The 13,876-nt window shown below is 68.2% G+C and carries 15 protein-coding genes; 10 read left to right on the top strand and 5 right to left on the bottom strand.

Features of this window, described 5'->3' with window-relative positions; all coding sequences use genetic code 11:
• The first annotated feature begins 54 nt into the window (after nt 1–54).
• Nucleotides 55–966 carry an alpha/beta fold hydrolase gene (locus ACFYRY_RS22045; RefSeq protein WP_389147999.1) on the top strand — a complete coding sequence of 304 codons (912 nt, stop codon included), beginning with the start codon at nt 55–57 and terminating at the stop codon, nt 964–966.
• A gap of 147 nt (nt 967–1,113) precedes the next feature.
• A complete protein-coding gene (locus tag ACFYRY_RS22050) occupies nt 1,114–1,749 on the top strand; it encodes a hypothetical protein (protein WP_389148002.1) in 636 nt (211 codons plus the stop codon).
• 298 nt (nt 1,750–2,047) lie between these two features.
• Here the strand turns inward: ACFYRY_RS22050 and ACFYRY_RS22055 are convergent, their stop codons facing one another.
• Nucleotides 2,048–2,632 (bottom strand): hypothetical protein, encoded by a 585-nt coding sequence (locus ACFYRY_RS22055; protein WP_389148005.1) that lies wholly within the window; start codon nt 2,630–2,632, stop codon nt 2,048–2,050.
• Between the two features lie 957 nt (nt 2,633–3,589).
• Here ACFYRY_RS22055 and ACFYRY_RS22060 point away from each other — a divergent pair.
• The 4 genes from ACFYRY_RS22060 to ACFYRY_RS22075 all read left to right on the top strand — a co-directional run bounded on the left by ACFYRY_RS22060 (nt 3,590) and on the right by ACFYRY_RS22075 (nt 5,868).
• Complete coding sequence (locus tag ACFYRY_RS22060; RefSeq protein WP_389148411.1) at nt 3,590–3,838, top strand: PadR family transcriptional regulator; 249 nt, start codon at nt 3,590–3,592, stop codon at nt 3,836–3,838.
• Nucleotides 3,835–4,242, top strand: coding sequence for a hypothetical protein (locus tag ACFYRY_RS22065; RefSeq protein ID WP_389148007.1), 408 nt, complete (start codon nt 3,835–3,837; stop codon nt 4,240–4,242). Before ACFYRY_RS22060 ends, ACFYRY_RS22065 begins: the two co-directional genes overlap by 4 nt.
• On the top strand, nt 4,239–4,526 hold the full coding sequence (locus ACFYRY_RS22070) for a hypothetical protein (RefSeq protein ID WP_389148010.1): 288 nt from the start codon (nt 4,239–4,241) through the stop codon (nt 4,524–4,526). Before ACFYRY_RS22065 ends, ACFYRY_RS22070 begins: the two co-directional genes overlap by 4 nt.
• Before the next feature lie 91 nt (nt 4,527–4,617).
• Nucleotides 4,618–5,868, top strand: a complete 1,251-nt coding sequence (locus tag ACFYRY_RS22075) for a tyrosine-type recombinase/integrase (RefSeq protein ID WP_389148012.1) — start codon at nt 4,618–4,620, stop codon at nt 5,866–5,868.
• Between the two features lie 829 nt (nt 5,869–6,697).
• Here ACFYRY_RS22075 and ACFYRY_RS22080 read toward each other — a convergent pair.
• Nucleotides 6,698–7,459 carry a phosphoglyceromutase gene (locus ACFYRY_RS22080; RefSeq protein ID WP_389148015.1) on the bottom strand — a complete coding sequence of 254 codons (762 nt, stop codon included), beginning with the start codon at nt 7,457–7,459 and terminating at the stop codon, nt 6,698–6,700.
• A 164-nt stretch (nt 7,460–7,623) separates the two neighbouring features.
• Between ACFYRY_RS22080 and ACFYRY_RS22085 the strand changes: the two genes are divergently transcribed.
• On the top strand, nt 7,624–8,934 hold the full coding sequence (locus ACFYRY_RS22085; RefSeq protein WP_389148018.1) for an MDR family MFS transporter: 1,311 nt from the start codon (nt 7,624–7,626) through the stop codon (nt 8,932–8,934).
• A 50-nt stretch (nt 8,935–8,984) separates the two neighbouring features.
• On the opposite strand, the gene ACFYRY_RS22090 is transcribed toward ACFYRY_RS22085, so the two are convergent.
• The gene (locus ACFYRY_RS22090; RefSeq protein WP_389148021.1) at nt 8,985–9,440 is read right to left on the bottom strand and encodes a DUF2000 family protein; all 456 of its coding nucleotides are present in this window, start codon (nt 9,438–9,440) and stop codon (nt 8,985–8,987) included.
• A gap of 49 nt (nt 9,441–9,489) precedes the next feature.
• Between ACFYRY_RS22090 and ACFYRY_RS22095 the strand changes: the two genes are divergently transcribed.
• Together ACFYRY_RS22095 and ACFYRY_RS22100 are read left to right on the top strand one after the other, a co-directional pair.
• Complete coding sequence (locus ACFYRY_RS22095) at nt 9,490–10,323, top strand: AraC family transcriptional regulator (RefSeq protein WP_389148024.1); 834 nt, start codon at nt 9,490–9,492, stop codon at nt 10,321–10,323.
• 96 nt (nt 10,324–10,419) lie between these two features.
• Complete coding sequence (locus ACFYRY_RS22100; RefSeq protein WP_389148027.1) at nt 10,420–10,971, top strand: hypothetical protein; 552 nt, start codon at nt 10,420–10,422, stop codon at nt 10,969–10,971.
• Between the two features lie 15 nt (nt 10,972–10,986).
• On the opposite strand, the gene ACFYRY_RS22105 is transcribed toward ACFYRY_RS22100, so the two are convergent.
• Entirely contained in the window at nt 10,987–11,487 is a 501-nt protein-coding gene (locus tag ACFYRY_RS22105; protein WP_389148030.1) for a YbjN domain-containing protein, read from the bottom strand.
• Nucleotides 11,480–12,820, bottom strand: a complete 1,341-nt coding sequence (gene mshA, locus ACFYRY_RS22110; RefSeq protein WP_389148033.1) for a D-inositol-3-phosphate glycosyltransferase — start codon at nt 12,818–12,820, stop codon at nt 11,480–11,482. Before mshA ends, ACFYRY_RS22105 begins: the two co-directional genes overlap by 8 nt.
• Before the next feature lie 228 nt (nt 12,821–13,048).
• On the opposite strand from mshA, the gene ACFYRY_RS22115 reads away from it, so the two are divergent.
• Nucleotides 13,049–13,861, top strand: coding sequence for a class I SAM-dependent methyltransferase (locus tag ACFYRY_RS22115; RefSeq protein ID WP_389148035.1), 813 nt, complete (start codon nt 13,049–13,051; stop codon nt 13,859–13,861).
• Nucleotides 13,862–13,876: the final 15 nt, after the last annotated feature.

Below are 13,876 nucleotides of genomic sequence, written 5' to 3' on the forward strand. Positions count from 1 at the left end.
TGTACCACTTACATGGTACGTTCGTATCACAAAACCGAGACGCCGGAGGTGGCCATGCCCGAGACCACTGCCCAACGCCAGGCCGATGTCGGCCGCTATGTGAGCGATGCCTGGCGGGAGCGCCACTTCACGGCCTGCGACGCGGTCTACGCACTGGGGGCGCCCGCACTCGCGGAAGAGGACGTGGAGACGTCCTTCGGCACCACGCACGTCTACCGTTATGGCCCCGCGAACGAGGCCGCCCGATCCCGCACCCCCGTCGTCCTGGTGCACGGGGCGGGCTCCTGCTCCGCCATGTGGTACCCGAACACCCCCGACCTCAGCGCGGACCGCCCGGTCTACGCGATCGACACCCCGGGCGATCCCGGCCGCAGCGTGCAGCACCAACCCATCCACCAGCCCGACCACGCGGCGCAGTGGCTGGACGAGACGCTCGCCGGGCTCGGACTCGACCGCGTCCACCTCGTCGGCTCCTCCTACGGCGGCTGGCTCGCCCTGAACCAGGCGCACCGCAGGCCCGGCCGCCTCGCCTCGGTCACCCTGCTCGACCCCGGCGGCCTGGAGAAAGTGGGGCTGCGTTTCTTCGTCTGGATCTTCGCCAGCCTCTTCGCGACCTCCGCCCCCAAGGCGCTCCGCCCACGACTGGCTGCCTGGCTCGAACAGCCGGTCCTCGTCGTGTCGGAACTGCGCGCGATGGTCAGAACGGCGACTCGCGCCTACCGCATACGCCGGCCGGCTCCGCTTCCCTTGTCCGAGGAGGAACTGTCCACCATCCGCACTCCGCTCTATCTGGTGCTCGGCAAGCGAAGCCTCCTCGTGCACCCGCAACGGCAGGCGGAGCGCGTGCCACGCCTGGTCCCCGGTTCCCGAGCCGAGATCATCTCCAGCACGGGCCACGGGCCGCAGATCGACCACGCGGAGGAGATCAATCGCAGGATGCTCAACTTCATGGCCTCCGTCGACTGACAACCTCCCACGCCGAGCGCCCCAGCTTCGCCGCGCGGGCCTTGGCCATACTCGACACCCGTTCGTGTCACGGGAGCATCAGTCCACCTCCACACATCCCGCACGTCGCGCATGATGCTCACTCAGCTCACATGCCTGGGGGACACCATGCGCACCCGCATCGCCGCACCTGCATTCGCCGTCGCAGCACTGCTCACGCTCACCGCCTGCGAAGGCACCGACACGAGCAGCGGCTCCAGCAAAGCCGGCAGCAGCCAGGACGCCAACAACACAGCGGCCAAAAGCAACGACACGGCGAAGACCGAGACCGCCAACCTGCCCGACATGACCGGCAAGGGCCTCCAGTCCGCCCAGGACCAGGCCCAAGAGGCGGGTTTCTACAGCCTCACCTCCCACGACGCGCTCGGCCGCGATCGCATGCAGGCCTTCGACCGCAACTGGAAGGTCTGCTCCCAGACTCCGAAGGCCGGCGAACATCCCACGGACACCAAGGTCGACTTCGCCACGGTCAAGCTGGAAGAGAGCTGCCCGGCCAAGGACGCAGGTGCCGCGCCCGAGTCAGCTGGATCCACCATGCCCGACTTCAAGGGCAAGGCCGTCAAGGTCGCCCGCCAGGCCCTGGACAGCTCCACGAGCATCACCGTCAACGACGCGTCCGGCCAGGACCGCATGGTCCTCATGGAGTCGAACTGGCAGGTGTGCACACAGGAACCGACCGCCGGCGCCAAGCTCGACGGCCAGCCCGTGACGCTCACCGCGGTGAAGTTCGAGGAGTCCTGCTGATCCACACCCGCCGACCGGCCCGGCCGCGCCCGTGCGCCCAAGCGCATGAAAGAGCCCCCTCCTGACGACAAACTCTCAGGTAGGGGGCTTTTCGGGGCTGGTTACTTCTTCTTCCCCTGGGTCTTGTCGGGGATCTTGGGTAGCTGGGTTTTTGCTGGTCAGGGGCGGTGGGATCGTGCGCCTGGTGGTCGTCGTTGGTCGTCATTGGCCACTGTCGAGCGACCTCGGACGGCCCAGGGACGGCCCGGACCGAGGTCCTCGCTCCGCCGGTCAGCCCGTCTCGCTGCGCTTCGCTTGCCTAGACGACAAGGCTTCCCCGGGCGCCACAGGCGGCATCGGCGAACTCGTCACGAACCGCTTGAAACCGCTCCAGCAACGGATCACGGACCCACCCGCCCATCATGCGGTCCCAACACACAACGGACTTGGCCACATCAAGCACCTGATCTATCTGCTCCGTGGTGAGGGAGCGGCTTTCCTGCAGCGTGAACTGCAGAAAATCAAGCTGCTCCCACCGCTCATCGTCGTCTAGGCCTCCCCACTCAACTAGGAGCTGCAAGGCAACGAACGCCGAACCATGGTGCGGGTCCTCGCACGATTCTGCATTACGCGGGCACCAGTGGGCTTCCAAAGCGCTTACCGCTGAGCGAAGCACAGCTCTCGGCAGAGCCAACTTCTCCAGCCCCAAGCTCTGCTCAAGTACATCCCGTGCTCGGGCCGTGATGGCCGGCGGTCCCAGCACAGCAACACCTGCCTGGGCTTCAACCACTCCGGTGACCTTCTGATCTAGTAGGACCTTGCGGGACTCGTGAGGAATAGCTGGTAGCTCTCGCCCCGTCCGTACGAGAAGGTCTGCTGCACGTAGAAACTGCGTGTACGCCACGCGACGCTCACTCTGTAACGCATGCTCGCGACCAGCACGCCCCTGGAGCCGAGCGGCCTGCACCGCAGCCTCGGACTGGCCAAGTCCAACGGCTACTGCGGCATCAGCCGCTCTGTCCGCGCTTCGTCTGGACCAGTGCGCGGCAACCAAGGTGGCCGGGACAGTAATGAACGCTGTCACAACAGTCGTTACGGCTACTACTCCTTCTAATGACACGTGACGCATGGTGCCGCAGCGCACTTCGCAACGTGCCAATTGCACTGAACCAACCACGGCGCCAGACGAGCTGTGCATAGACGCTTCCGAACCTCAGCTTGGGAAGCTCGTGTGCTTTGGCTCCGTCTCCCGTGCTGACCTGCGATCGAGGGTGTCTGTGTCTCAGCTGACTGCTGAGTTGGTCCCCGGTGTTCCCCGTGGTTCCCCGCACCACCTGGCACGGTTCTGGCACGAGTGTCGTGGGTGCCTGGTCGCTTGCCCAACGGCGTTGTCAGTGGGGGCTGTTAGCTTCCGTGGCAGAGATGAGCCGGTTCGATGTTCTCGCCGAGGAACACGCGGCTAAGGGGGGTGGCCGGATAGGAGTCCCCGGACCACTGGGTCTCAGGACCCCGAATGGCTCCGTACCCGCCCCCCTCCCTCACAACCTCCTGATCCGTAGCTCTGGAGAGATCGGTCATTGAAGGTCATACGGGCTACGAGGAGGGCCGTGCGGGCCGGTGTCGATCGCTGGCGATTGCTGGGGTTGCTGTACTTCGTTGCTGGACAGCAACGGCTACCACCCCCCACGACCCTACCTAGGTAGACAAGTATCGACTACCTAGGTAGATTAACGGCATGGCAGACCCAAAGTTGACCCCGCACACACAGACGGTGTTGCGCGCCCTACTCGGCCGAGACGTCGACGGTGAGCGTCGCACTGTGGTGCTTGCAGAGGGGCTATACGGGCTGGAGCTGTCAAAGATGACGAAACTCCCCAATGGCACGCTCTTCCCCCTTCTCGAACGCCTCCGTCAAGCCGGATGGGTAGAGCGCTACTGGGAGGCTGACGACATCGGCGAAGCTGAGGGCCGCCCCCGGCGCCGTTTCTATCGCCTCACCAACAAGGGTGCGGAAAGAGCCCCGTACGCTCTCGCTGCTGTCACCGCCAACGGGTCGACTGCCAGCAGTTCCGGCACCTCGCGTCCCGGGCTGGCCGGAGGTGCGTTGTGAAGGGAGCCACGGACGAGCCGCAAGAGCTCGAAGTGACGGTCAAGGATGCCGAAAGGCAAATGAGCTTCCGCGTCAACAAGCCCCGCGTCGTAGTGAAGTTCCTCCAAGACGAGACTGACGATCGCAAGTTCAGGGAAATCGAGCGCTACACAATCTTCACCCGGAATGAATGGGTGGGCAGGGCGACCGCCAAGCCTCTACACAACCACGTCACGGCACCGCTGCGGCTCGCCACTCGACTGCTGCCGGTTGCACAGCGAGGCGAGTGGCTGGAAGAGCAGCGGAGCTACTTGGCTGACCTGTCGACACCCCGGAAACGCTGGGCCTGGATGCTTTCCCAGCTCATCGCGATGCCGAAGTACGCGTACACGGTACGTGCCAGCCGAGAGAAGGAGCCGGCGTGAACGTCTTCTCCGACGCGCTACCGGAGTTTTTCGGCGGCCTCGCCGTCGCGATCGTTCTCGCTATCATCACCTGGCTGATCAGTCGCAAGAACGGCCAGGTACACCGATACACTCTGCTCAACAGCACGGACCTGGAAGGGAATCCTGTCTTGCACGTCACGACCCGGCGCCCAGGCACTGTCATCAGGCGCGACGTTGGTCGGGGGCCTGAACGATTCGAGTTGACCAAGGCTCAGTTGCCGGATGGCACGTATGTCGCGGAGCCGATAGACCGCTACGTGTAGCCACTACCATCAAGCGCCGAGGAAGTTCCTACTCAGGCAGTGGTGGGGACCCTCTCCCTGTCTGGATTCTCGGCGACCTGCCGCGCCCGCTATGGCCGGCCACATCCAGGACCGCTGGTACAAAAGCGAGCCCGGCCCGGACGGCAAGCTCCGCAAGGTCAAGAGCGACCGCTACGGTTCCGGGCTTCGCTACAAGGCCCGCTACATCGGCCCGGACGGTACGGAGAAGGCCAAGAGCTTTCCCGACCGGCAGAAGCGGCTTGCCGATCAGTGGCTCGCGCACATCGAGGCGGACATGGCGCGAGGTCAGTACATCGACCCTCGCGCGGCCCGGATCACCTTCCAGCAGTACACGGAGGACTGGGTTACCTCTCAGGGCTCCGACCCGAACACCCAAGCCTCGATGGAGTCGCAGCTTCGGCTACACGCCTTCCCGTACCTGGGTACGCGCCCACTCGGCTCCTTCCAACCCGCGCACATCCGCGACTGGGTGCGGCAGCTCCAGGCGAACGGCATCCGTGGCTCGTACGCCCGGACGATCTACTCCAACGTGCGCGCTGCGTTGAGCGCGGCCGTGGATGACGGGCATCTCCCCCGCAATCCGTGTGCGGCTCGTTCTGTCCGACCGCCGACCGTCGACACCAAGCGCGTCACGCCGTGGACGCCGGAACGGGTCTTCGCTGTTCGTGCGGCCATGCCCGAGCGCTTCCGGGCGACGGTCGATCTGGGTGCCGGCTGTGGGCTCCGGCAGGGCGAGATTCTCGGCGTGGCCGTCGACGCGATCGACTTCCCGTCGGGCACGCTCCACGTGGTCCAGCAACTCAAGCTGAGCCGCAGCAAGGCCGTGTTCGCTCCGCCGAAGGGTGGAAAGCTCCGGGACGTGCCGCTCCCCGGGCCGGTCGCTGACGCTCTCCGGGCGCACATGAAGGAGTTCCCGCCGGTCGAGATCACGTTGCCGTGGAAGGTCGCGGACGGTCCCCCGGTGACCAAGCGGCTGATCTTCACCGGGCCGCGCGGGGGTCATGTCTGGCGCACGTCGCTCAACGAGGAAGCGTGGAAGCGGGCGCTGGCTGGCGCTGGGGTGATCCCGGTCCCCGCGCGTGGACAGCCGTACGCCGAGTCCCGCGAGAACGGCATGCACGCGCTCCGGCACTTCTACGCCTCGGTGCTTCTGGATGCCGGAGAGAACATCAAGGCCCTTGCCGAGTACTTGGGCCACTCAGACCCCGGTCTGACGCTCCGCGTGTACGCGCACCTGATGCCGTCCAGCCGCGAGCGAACCGGAAAAGCTGTCGCCAGCGTTTACAACGCTCTATCAGCCTTGGTACCGATGGACTCGTGAGTCATCGCTGTCAGAGGCAGGCGATAGCTTCCAAGCGTGACAAGGAAGAGAGCGGACCCTGCGGAGCTCGCGGACGACCTTGCTGATGCTGCTTCGGTTTACTCCGCTTGGGTACGGAATGGCTACCCGCGCTACGAGAAGGATGACCCTGGGAATCCTGCCGAACGCCTGCGGCAAGCTATGCGCCGGATCACTATCGAAACGCGTAGTGGCGTCGTGTACGGGCTTTGGGACCCGCAGAGCTACGAACTCCGGTACGTAGGCGTGACGACACGAACCCCAATGTCTCGGTTGGCAGAGCACCGTCGAGCACTCCGTTCACCGGTGGGTCGCTGGATAGCGGACCTAGGACAAGACCCGCTCATGGGTGCCCTGACCTATGGTTATGGAGAGAATCTCTTCATAGCTGAGAGAGACGAGATCTTCAAGCAGACGTCGGCGGGACATGACCTGCTCAACGTTGATCATGATGAGGAGCACGCTCTGTGGTCCTGGGCTGTTAGGAATGACGTCAGGGACATTCCCGACTTCATGGAGTGGTGCGAAGACGGGATAGTCCGCAAGGTGCCCTGTCCCGCATGCCGTGTGAGTCCTTGGGAGGACTGCCGCGCACACCCTGATGCGGCAGCGCTTACTCAAGGCGCCAGCCACATACGACGGTGGGCGGCATACCTACGGCACGTTCGAAGGCAGTGCCCGCCAAGCACTCCGCCTCAAGCGCCTCTCAACTACCAAGCAGGATCGACTGACGGCCCTTAGACGGCCCACACAAGACTGGAAGCCCCCTACCAGCGGAGAACCCGCTGGTTGGGGGCTTCCAGGTGTCGAGTTACTTCTTCTTCCCCTGATTCTTGACCGCCTCGATGGCCGCCGCGGCCGCCTCCGGGTCGAGGTACGTGCCGCCCGGGGTCACCGGGTTGAAGTCGGCGTCGAGCTCGTAGTACAGCGGGATGCCGGTGGGGATGTTGAGGCCCGCGATGTCGGCGTCGGAGATGCCGTCGAGGTGCTTGACGAGGGCGCGGAGGCTGTTGCCGTGGGCGGCGACGAGGACCGTGCGGCCGGTGAGGAGGTCGGGGACGATGCCGTCGTACCAGTACGGGAGCATGCGGATGACGACGTCCTTGAGGCACTCCGTGCGGGGGCGGAGCTCCGGGGGGATGGTCGCGTAGCGCGGGTCGTCGGACTGGGAGAACTCCGTGCCGTCCTCGAGCGCCGGCGGCGGGGTGTCGTAGGAGCGGCGCCACAGCATGAACTGCTCCTCGCCGAACTCGGCGAGGGTCTGGGCCTTGTCCTTGCCCTGGAGGGCGCCGTAGTGGCGCTCGTTCAGGCGCCAGGAGCGGTGGACGGGGATCCAGTGGCGGTCCGCGGACTCGAGGGAGAGCTGGGCGGTGCGGATGGCGCGCTTCTGGAGGGACGTGTGGACCACGTCGGGGAGCAGGCCGGCGTCCTTGAGCAGCTCACCGCCGCGGACTGCCTCCTTCTCGCCCTTCTCGTTGAGGTTGACGTCCACCCAGCCGGTGAACAGGTTCTTCGCGTTCCATTCGCTCTCGCCGTGGCGGAGGAGGATCAGCTTGTACGGTGCGTCGGCCATGCGGACGAGCGTAATGGAAGGCTCTGATCCGTTGTACGTCCGCTCGCCAGGCGGACCGCGGAACGCACGGTTGACGGGATCTGTTAATTGAGTGGCCTCCGACAACTTCCCTCTCGTAAGTTGTGCTCACCGCTTGGGGCACTTACATCCGTGGGGGATCCGTCATGTCTGTCGCCGACCTGAGGCGTGCCGCCAGGGAGACCGTCTCAGGGCTCCCCCGTGAGTTCTGGTGGCTGTGGACCAGCACGCTCGTCAACCGACTCGGCGCGTTCGTCGCCACGTTCATGGCCCTGTACCTCACGCTGGACCGCGGGTACTCCGCCTCCTACGCCGGACTGGTCGTCTCGCTGTACGGGCTGGGCGGGGTCGTCTCCTCGCTGGGCGGGGGCGTGATGGCCGACCGGCTCGGGCGGCGGCCCACGCTGCTCATCGCCCAGGCGTCGACCGCCGCGTCGGTCGCGTTGCTCGGCTTCGTGCACCATCCGGTCGCCATCGCCGGTGTCGCCTTCCTGGTGGGGATGGCGTCCAACGCCTCCCGGCCGGCCGTGCAGGCGATGATGGCCGACATCGTGCGGCCCGAGGACCGGGTGCGTGCCTTCTCCCTCAACTACTGGGCCATCAACCTCGGGTTCGCCGTGTCCTCGGTGGCCGCCGGGTTCATCGCCGAGTTCAGCTACCGTGCCGGGTTCCTGATCGAGGCGGGCATGACGGCGGTCTGCGCGGTCGTGGTGTTCCTGAAGTTGCCCGAGTCCCGGCCCGTCGAGCACCGGAGCGAGGAAGCGGGCGACGAGGTCGGCCTCGGTACGGTCCTGCGCGACGGGCGGTTCATGAGCGTCGTCGGGCTGTCCTTCCTGGTCGCGCTGATCTTCCAGCAGGGGGCGGTCGGTCTGCCGGTCGCCATGGGTGAGGCCGGGTTCACACCGGCCGACTACGGCGTCGCCATCGCCGTCAACGGCGTGCTGATCGTCGCGCTGCAGATCCCCATCACCCGGTTCATCGAACACCGGGACACCAAGCGGCTGCTGGTCGTCTCGTCGCTCCTCGCCGGATACGGCTTCGGACTCACCGCCTTCGCCGGGTCGATCGGCCTGTTCGCCCTCACCGTCTGCGTGTGGACGCTCGGCGAGATGATCAGCGCGCCGACCCAGACCGGTCTCGTCGTCCGGCTCTCCCCGGTTCACGGTCGCGGGCGTTACCAGGGCATGTACACCCTGTCCTGGTCGGTCGCGGCCCTGGTGGCGCCCCTGATGTCCGGCGTCGTCATCGACCGCTTCGGCGCCGAGTGGCTGTGGGGGGCGTGCGCGGTCATCGGGACAGCGGCCGCGATCGGGTACGGAGCCCTGATGCGGCGGATGCCGAACGAGGATCCGAACCAGGAACCGAGCCAGGAACCGAGCCATGTATCGGGCGAGGGGTCGGGCGGGGAACCGAATGAACCCGCGTCCCCCACCAAGCCAGAGGTCAGCGCGGCCTAGCCCCTGTCGCCCGCCCGTCGCCCGCCCGTAGCCCGCCCGGCGCCCGCCCGTCAGGGATGCATCCGTGCCCCCTTCAGCACCTTGTCCACCCCGTTGCGCGGCCCGTACACCGCCAGCCCCACCAGATCCAGGTCGCTCGTCGGAACGGCCCGCACCGCCGCCCGGTTGTCGCGGTCGTTGCCCGTGGTGAAGAGGTCGCTCGTGAAGAGTGCCCGGGGCAGGGCTCGGGACAGGGCCCGGGTGTGGGCCGCGCGCAGGGTCTCCTTGGTGGCCTCGAAGACCAGGACCGGCTGCCGGATCATCGGCAGATAGGCCACCGCGTCCGCGTCCTCGTACGGCTCGCCGATCACCTCCGGGACCTGGGTGCCGAGGCCGCTGACCAGGAACGCCGTCACGTTCAGCCGCTGCCAGGTCTCCAGGTCCTCCCGCAGCAGTACGGCGATCTTGGTGTCGAAGCGCACGGGTTCGGTTCGCGAGGCCTCGGTCGGCATGGGTTCAGTGCTCATGCGACGAGACTGCGGGGCGTCGTACGGCGGCGTCTTGTACGTTCTATGCATGGCGGCCAAACCAGCGGTACAGCAGGAGGTCTCCGCCTGGCGCCCGCGCATCCCCGGCGTCGTGGAGGTCTTCCACGCCCACTTCACCGAGTACGCGTACCCGATGCACGTCCACGACGCGTGGACGCTGCTCATCGTGGACGACGGGGCCGTTCGGTACGACCTGGACCGGCACGAGCACGGAACCCCGCACGACACGGTCTCGCTGTTGCCGCCGCACGTCCCGCACAACGGCTCCCCCGCCACCCCGGGCGGCTTCCGCAAGCGGGTGCTGTACCTCGACAGCAGTCGCCTCGGCGAGGATCTGATCGGGCCCGCCGTCGACGCACCCGATCTGCGTGATCCCCTGCTGCGGCGGCGCGTCGGACAGGTGCATACCGCGCTCACCCGGCCCGGCGACGAGCTGGAGGCCGAGAGCAGGCTGACGCTGGTGGGCGAACGGCTGCGGACGCATCTGCGCCCGGCGGGCGGGAGTCGCACCAGTCGTCTCTCCCCGCGTCCGTCCGCACGCCCCGACCCCACGCTCGCCCGCCGGCTGCGCGAACTCCTCGACGAGCGCGTCGTCGAGGGCCTCTCGCTGGACGAGGGCGCACGGTTGCTGCAAGCTCATCCCGCGCATCTGGTACGGGCGTTCAGCGGCGCGTACGGCATCGCCCCGCACCAGTACCTGAACGCCCGGCGGGTCGATCGGGCCCGTCGCCTGCTGCTCACGGACCACCGTCCGGCCGATGTCGCCGCGCTGACCGGTTTCCACGACCAGGCGCACCTCACCCGCCACTTCAAGAAGCTGGTGGGAGTGACCCCCGGGCGATACCGGCACGGCTCCATGTGACGTCGGGACGTCATTCCACCCACCATTGCGGACGTTCGTTCGAGAGATTCGGCGGAAGTCGTCCGTCCACCGGTAAGAGCCACCTAGCGTCACTCCATGGACGACTCACAGAACACCCAGAGCACCCTGAACACCGACAACCGTCAGCGCGTTCTGAGACTCCGGCGGGTCTCCACCGCCGTAGCGGGCGCGGCCGCCCTGGTGGCCTTAAGCGTCGGAGCCGCTCTCGCGGCCGCCTCGGACGACGGCCCTTCGCCGTCCCCCAGCCCCAGTGCGGTCTTCACCGACCCGCCGACCACCGACCCCGGCGACGAGGGCAGCGACCCGGGCGGCACGGCCGGCGCGAGCGGCGGCGACACCGGAAGCGACCCCGCCCCCAGCCCGACCAGCCCGGACGACCCCGGTCAGCCTTCCGAGCCGCCGGCCACCCCGCCCGCGGGCACCGACCTGGAGGAGCTCAACCGGCGGGTCGCGGAGCTCGACCGGAAGGTCGACGAGCTGCCCACCAAGAAGGAACTGGCCGACGCCCTGCGCGCGTTCGCCGACAAGCTCGACCAGCCCGACGGATCGTCCGGCGGGTCCGCCGACGACCCCGACCCCACCGACGGGCCCGAGCCGGACTCCTCCCTGCCGCCGCACCGGAACTGACGTGGCAGCCCGGGGTCAGTCGGCCGACCGCTGTGTGAGGTGCGCGAACGCGTCCAGGTTGCGCGTCGACTCGCCCCGGGACACCCGCCAGGCGTACTCCTTGCGGATGGCGGAGGCGAACCCCAGCTCCAGAAGGGTGTTGAAGCTGCCGTCCGATGCCTCCAGGACCTGCCCGAACAGGCGGTCGATCTCGTCGGCGGTGACAGTGGCGAGGGGGAACTTGCCGGTGACGTAGACGTCGCCGAGCGGGTCGACGGCGTAACTCACGCCGTACAGCTTGAGGTTGCGCTCCAGGAGCCAGCGGTGGACGCCTGACTCGTTCTCGTCGGGGTGGCGGATGACGAAGGCGTTCAGGGACAGGGAGTGCCGGCCCACGAGGAGGGAGACCGTCGTCGACAGCTTGCGGGTGCCGGGGAGTTTCACGACGTAGTTGCCGGGCTGCGGGCTCTCCCAGTCGAGTTCGGCGTCCTTCAGGAAACCCTCGATGACCTGCGCCGTTTTCTCTGCATCAGCCATGGTGGGAGCGTACGCGACGGCGGTACGACTGGGTCGCGGCCGTGTAGACGTCCGCCGTGGCGGCGGCCGCGGTGTCCCAGCCGAAGGACTGCGCGTGCCGGGCGGCGGCCTCGCCCATCCGCGCCGGGCGCGAGGGGTCGTCGGCGAAGTCGCGCAGCACGCGCGCGTAGTCGGCGGGATTGTGTCCTCGTACGAGCACACCCGTCTGTTCGTCGCGTACGGCCACCGGAAGTCCGCCGACCGCGGCGGCGAGCACCGGCGTTCCGGCCGCCTGCGCCTCTATGGCGACCAGGCCGAAGGACTCGCTGTAGGACGGCATGACGAGCACCGACGCGGCCCGGAACCAGTCGGCGAGCTGCTCCTGGCCGACGGGCGGCTGGAACCGTACGACATCCGCGATGCCGAGCCGGGATGCCAGCTTCTGCAGGCCCTCCGGCTTGGCGAGACCGCTGCCGCTGAGGCCGCCGACGACCGGGACGACGATCTGCGAGCGCAGGTCGGGACGCTCGTCGAGGAGGACCGCGACCGCGCGCAGCAGCACGTCCGGCGCCTTCAAGGGCTGGATGCGGCCGGCGAAGAGGGGGACCAGGGCGTCCTGCGGGAGGCCGAGACGGGCGCGGGCGGCGGCGCGGCCGTCGGCGGGGCGGAAGCGGTCGAGGTTCACGCCGGGGTGGACCACGGCTACGTCGGCGGGGTCGGCGGCGTAGTGCCGTACGAGTTCCTCGCGCTCCTCGTCCGTGTTCGCGATCAGGCGGTCGGCGGCGGCGACGATCTGGGTCTCGCCGATGACGCGGGCGGCGGGTTCGGGGGTGTCGCCGTCGGCGAGGTTGGCGTTCTTGACCTTGGCCATGGTGTGCATGGCGTGCACCAGGGGGACGCCCCAGCGCTGGGCGGCGAGCCAGCCGACGTGGCCGGAGAGCCAGTAGTGGGAGTGCACGAGGTCGTAGTACCCGGGGCGGTGGCCGGCCCAGGCCTGCATCACGCCGTGCGTGAAGGCGCACAGCTGGGCGGGGAGCTCCTCCTTGGCGAGGCCCTCGTAGGGGCCCGCGTCGACGTGCCGGACCAGGACGCCGGGCGCGAGTTCGACGGTCGGCGGGAGAGCGGCCGTCGTCGCGCGCGTGAAGATCTCCACCTCGATGTTGATCGCGGCGAGGCGCTGCGCGAGCTCCACGATGTAGACGTTCATGCCGCCGGCGTCGCCGGTGCCGGGCTGGTGGAGCGGTGAGGTGTGCACGGAGAGCATGGCGACGCGGCGGGGGCGACGGTGCGGTAGCCGCAGTCGCGTGGGTGCCGCCACAGAGCGTCGCCCGAGCCTGCTGACGTACTGGCTCACGTGGCTCCTCCTAGCTGCGGGCAGGCCGAACGGAGGGTGCGGTGCACGCTCCAAGGACGGCAACGCCGGAGTGAGGGGTTCCCATTCCGGGCGGGAGGGTTTTTGCCGAGGTATTACCGGCTTTCGCTCAACCGTTCGAGGATGGGGCGCGTGGGGCGTGCGGTCAGGGCCCTACGCCGAAGCCAGTGGGCTGAGTGCTTGTGCACACGGCCGCATACCCTCATAGCCATGACATCCCGCGCAGCGACCCGCCCCGTGGGCACGGTCACGCGCGGGACCACCCATCCCAATCGCCTCCGCCGCATGGACCGCTGGATCGCGGCCACGCACGGGGCCGAGCTGCGCCGCGCCGTCGACCCCGTGGCCGTCGACCTCGGCTACGGCGCCGCCCCCTGGACGGCGGTCGAACTCCTCACCCGGCTGCGCACGGCAGCGCCCCGCGCACGGGTGGTCGGCGTCGAGATCGAACCGGCACGGGTGGCGGCGGCACGGCCGTACGAACGGGACGGACTCGTGTTCCGGCACGGCGGCTTCGAGATCCCGGTGCCCGGGCGGCCGCTGCTCATCCGGGCCGCCAACGTGCTGCGCCAGTACGACGAGGGCGAGGTCGCCGCCGTGTGGGAGCGGCTGTGCGCCCGCCTCGCCCCGGCCGCCGGGCACTCCCGTGGCGGGCTGCTCGTCGAGGGGACCTGCGACGAGATCGGGCGCCGGCACGTGTGGGTGGCGCTCGGTCCGCAGGGGCCGCGCACGGTCACCTTCGCGACCCGGCTGGGTTCCCTGGAGCGCCCCTCGGACCTCGCGGAACGGCTGCCGAAGGCGCTCATCCACCGCAACATCCCCGGTGAACCGGTGCACACCTTCCTGCGCGACTTCGACCGCGCCTGGGCCGCCGCGGCCCCCTACGCCTCCTACGGCGCCCGCCAACGCTGGCTCCGGGCGGTGCGGGACCTCACGGCCGACTGGCCGGTGACGGACGGACCGGCACGCTGGCGGCAGGGTGAAGTGACCGTGGCCTGGGAGGCGTTGGCGCCTCACACCTGACCCGGCCGGCTTTCC

Origin of the sequence: Streptomyces sp. NPDC005263 (genome assembly GCF_042872365.1) — a bacterium.
Taxonomy (GTDB): Bacteria; Actinomycetota; Actinomycetes; order Streptomycetales; family Streptomycetaceae; genus Streptomyces.

Coding starts and splice junctions, on each gene's coding strand:
- ACFYRY_RS22045 (WP_389147999.1), top strand. CDS start 55: ATGCCCGAGACCACTGCCCAACGCCAGGCCGATGTCGGCCGCTATGTG.
- ACFYRY_RS22105 (WP_389148030.1), bottom strand. CDS start 11,487: ATGGCTGATGCAGAGAAAACGGCGCAGGTCATCGAGGGTTTCCTGAAG.
- ACFYRY_RS22095 (WP_389148024.1), top strand. CDS start 9,490: ATGGCGGCCAAACCAGCGGTACAGCAGGAGGTCTCCGCCTGGCGCCCG.
- ACFYRY_RS22050 (WP_389148002.1), top strand. CDS start 1,114: ATGCGCACCCGCATCGCCGCACCTGCATTCGCCGTCGCAGCACTGCTC.
- ACFYRY_RS22080 (WP_389148015.1), bottom strand. CDS start 7,459: ATGGCCGACGCACCGTACAAGCTGATCCTCCTCCGCCACGGCGAGAGC.
- ACFYRY_RS22085 (WP_389148018.1), top strand. CDS start 7,624: ATGTCTGTCGCCGACCTGAGGCGTGCCGCCAGGGAGACCGTCTCAGGG.
- ACFYRY_RS22090 (WP_389148021.1), bottom strand. CDS start 9,440: ATGAGCACTGAACCCATGCCGACCGAGGCCTCGCGAACCGAACCCGTG.
- ACFYRY_RS22115 (WP_389148035.1), top strand. CDS start 13,049: ATGACATCCCGCGCAGCGACCCGCCCCGTGGGCACGGTCACGCGCGGG.
- ACFYRY_RS22100 (WP_389148027.1), top strand. CDS start 10,420: ATGGACGACTCACAGAACACCCAGAGCACCCTGAACACCGACAACCGT.
- ACFYRY_RS22075 (WP_389148012.1), top strand. CDS start 4,618: ATGGCCGGCCACATCCAGGACCGCTGGTACAAAAGCGAGCCCGGCCCG.
- ACFYRY_RS22060 (WP_389148411.1), top strand. CDS start 3,590: ATGACGAAACTCCCCAATGGCACGCTCTTCCCCCTTCTCGAACGCCTC.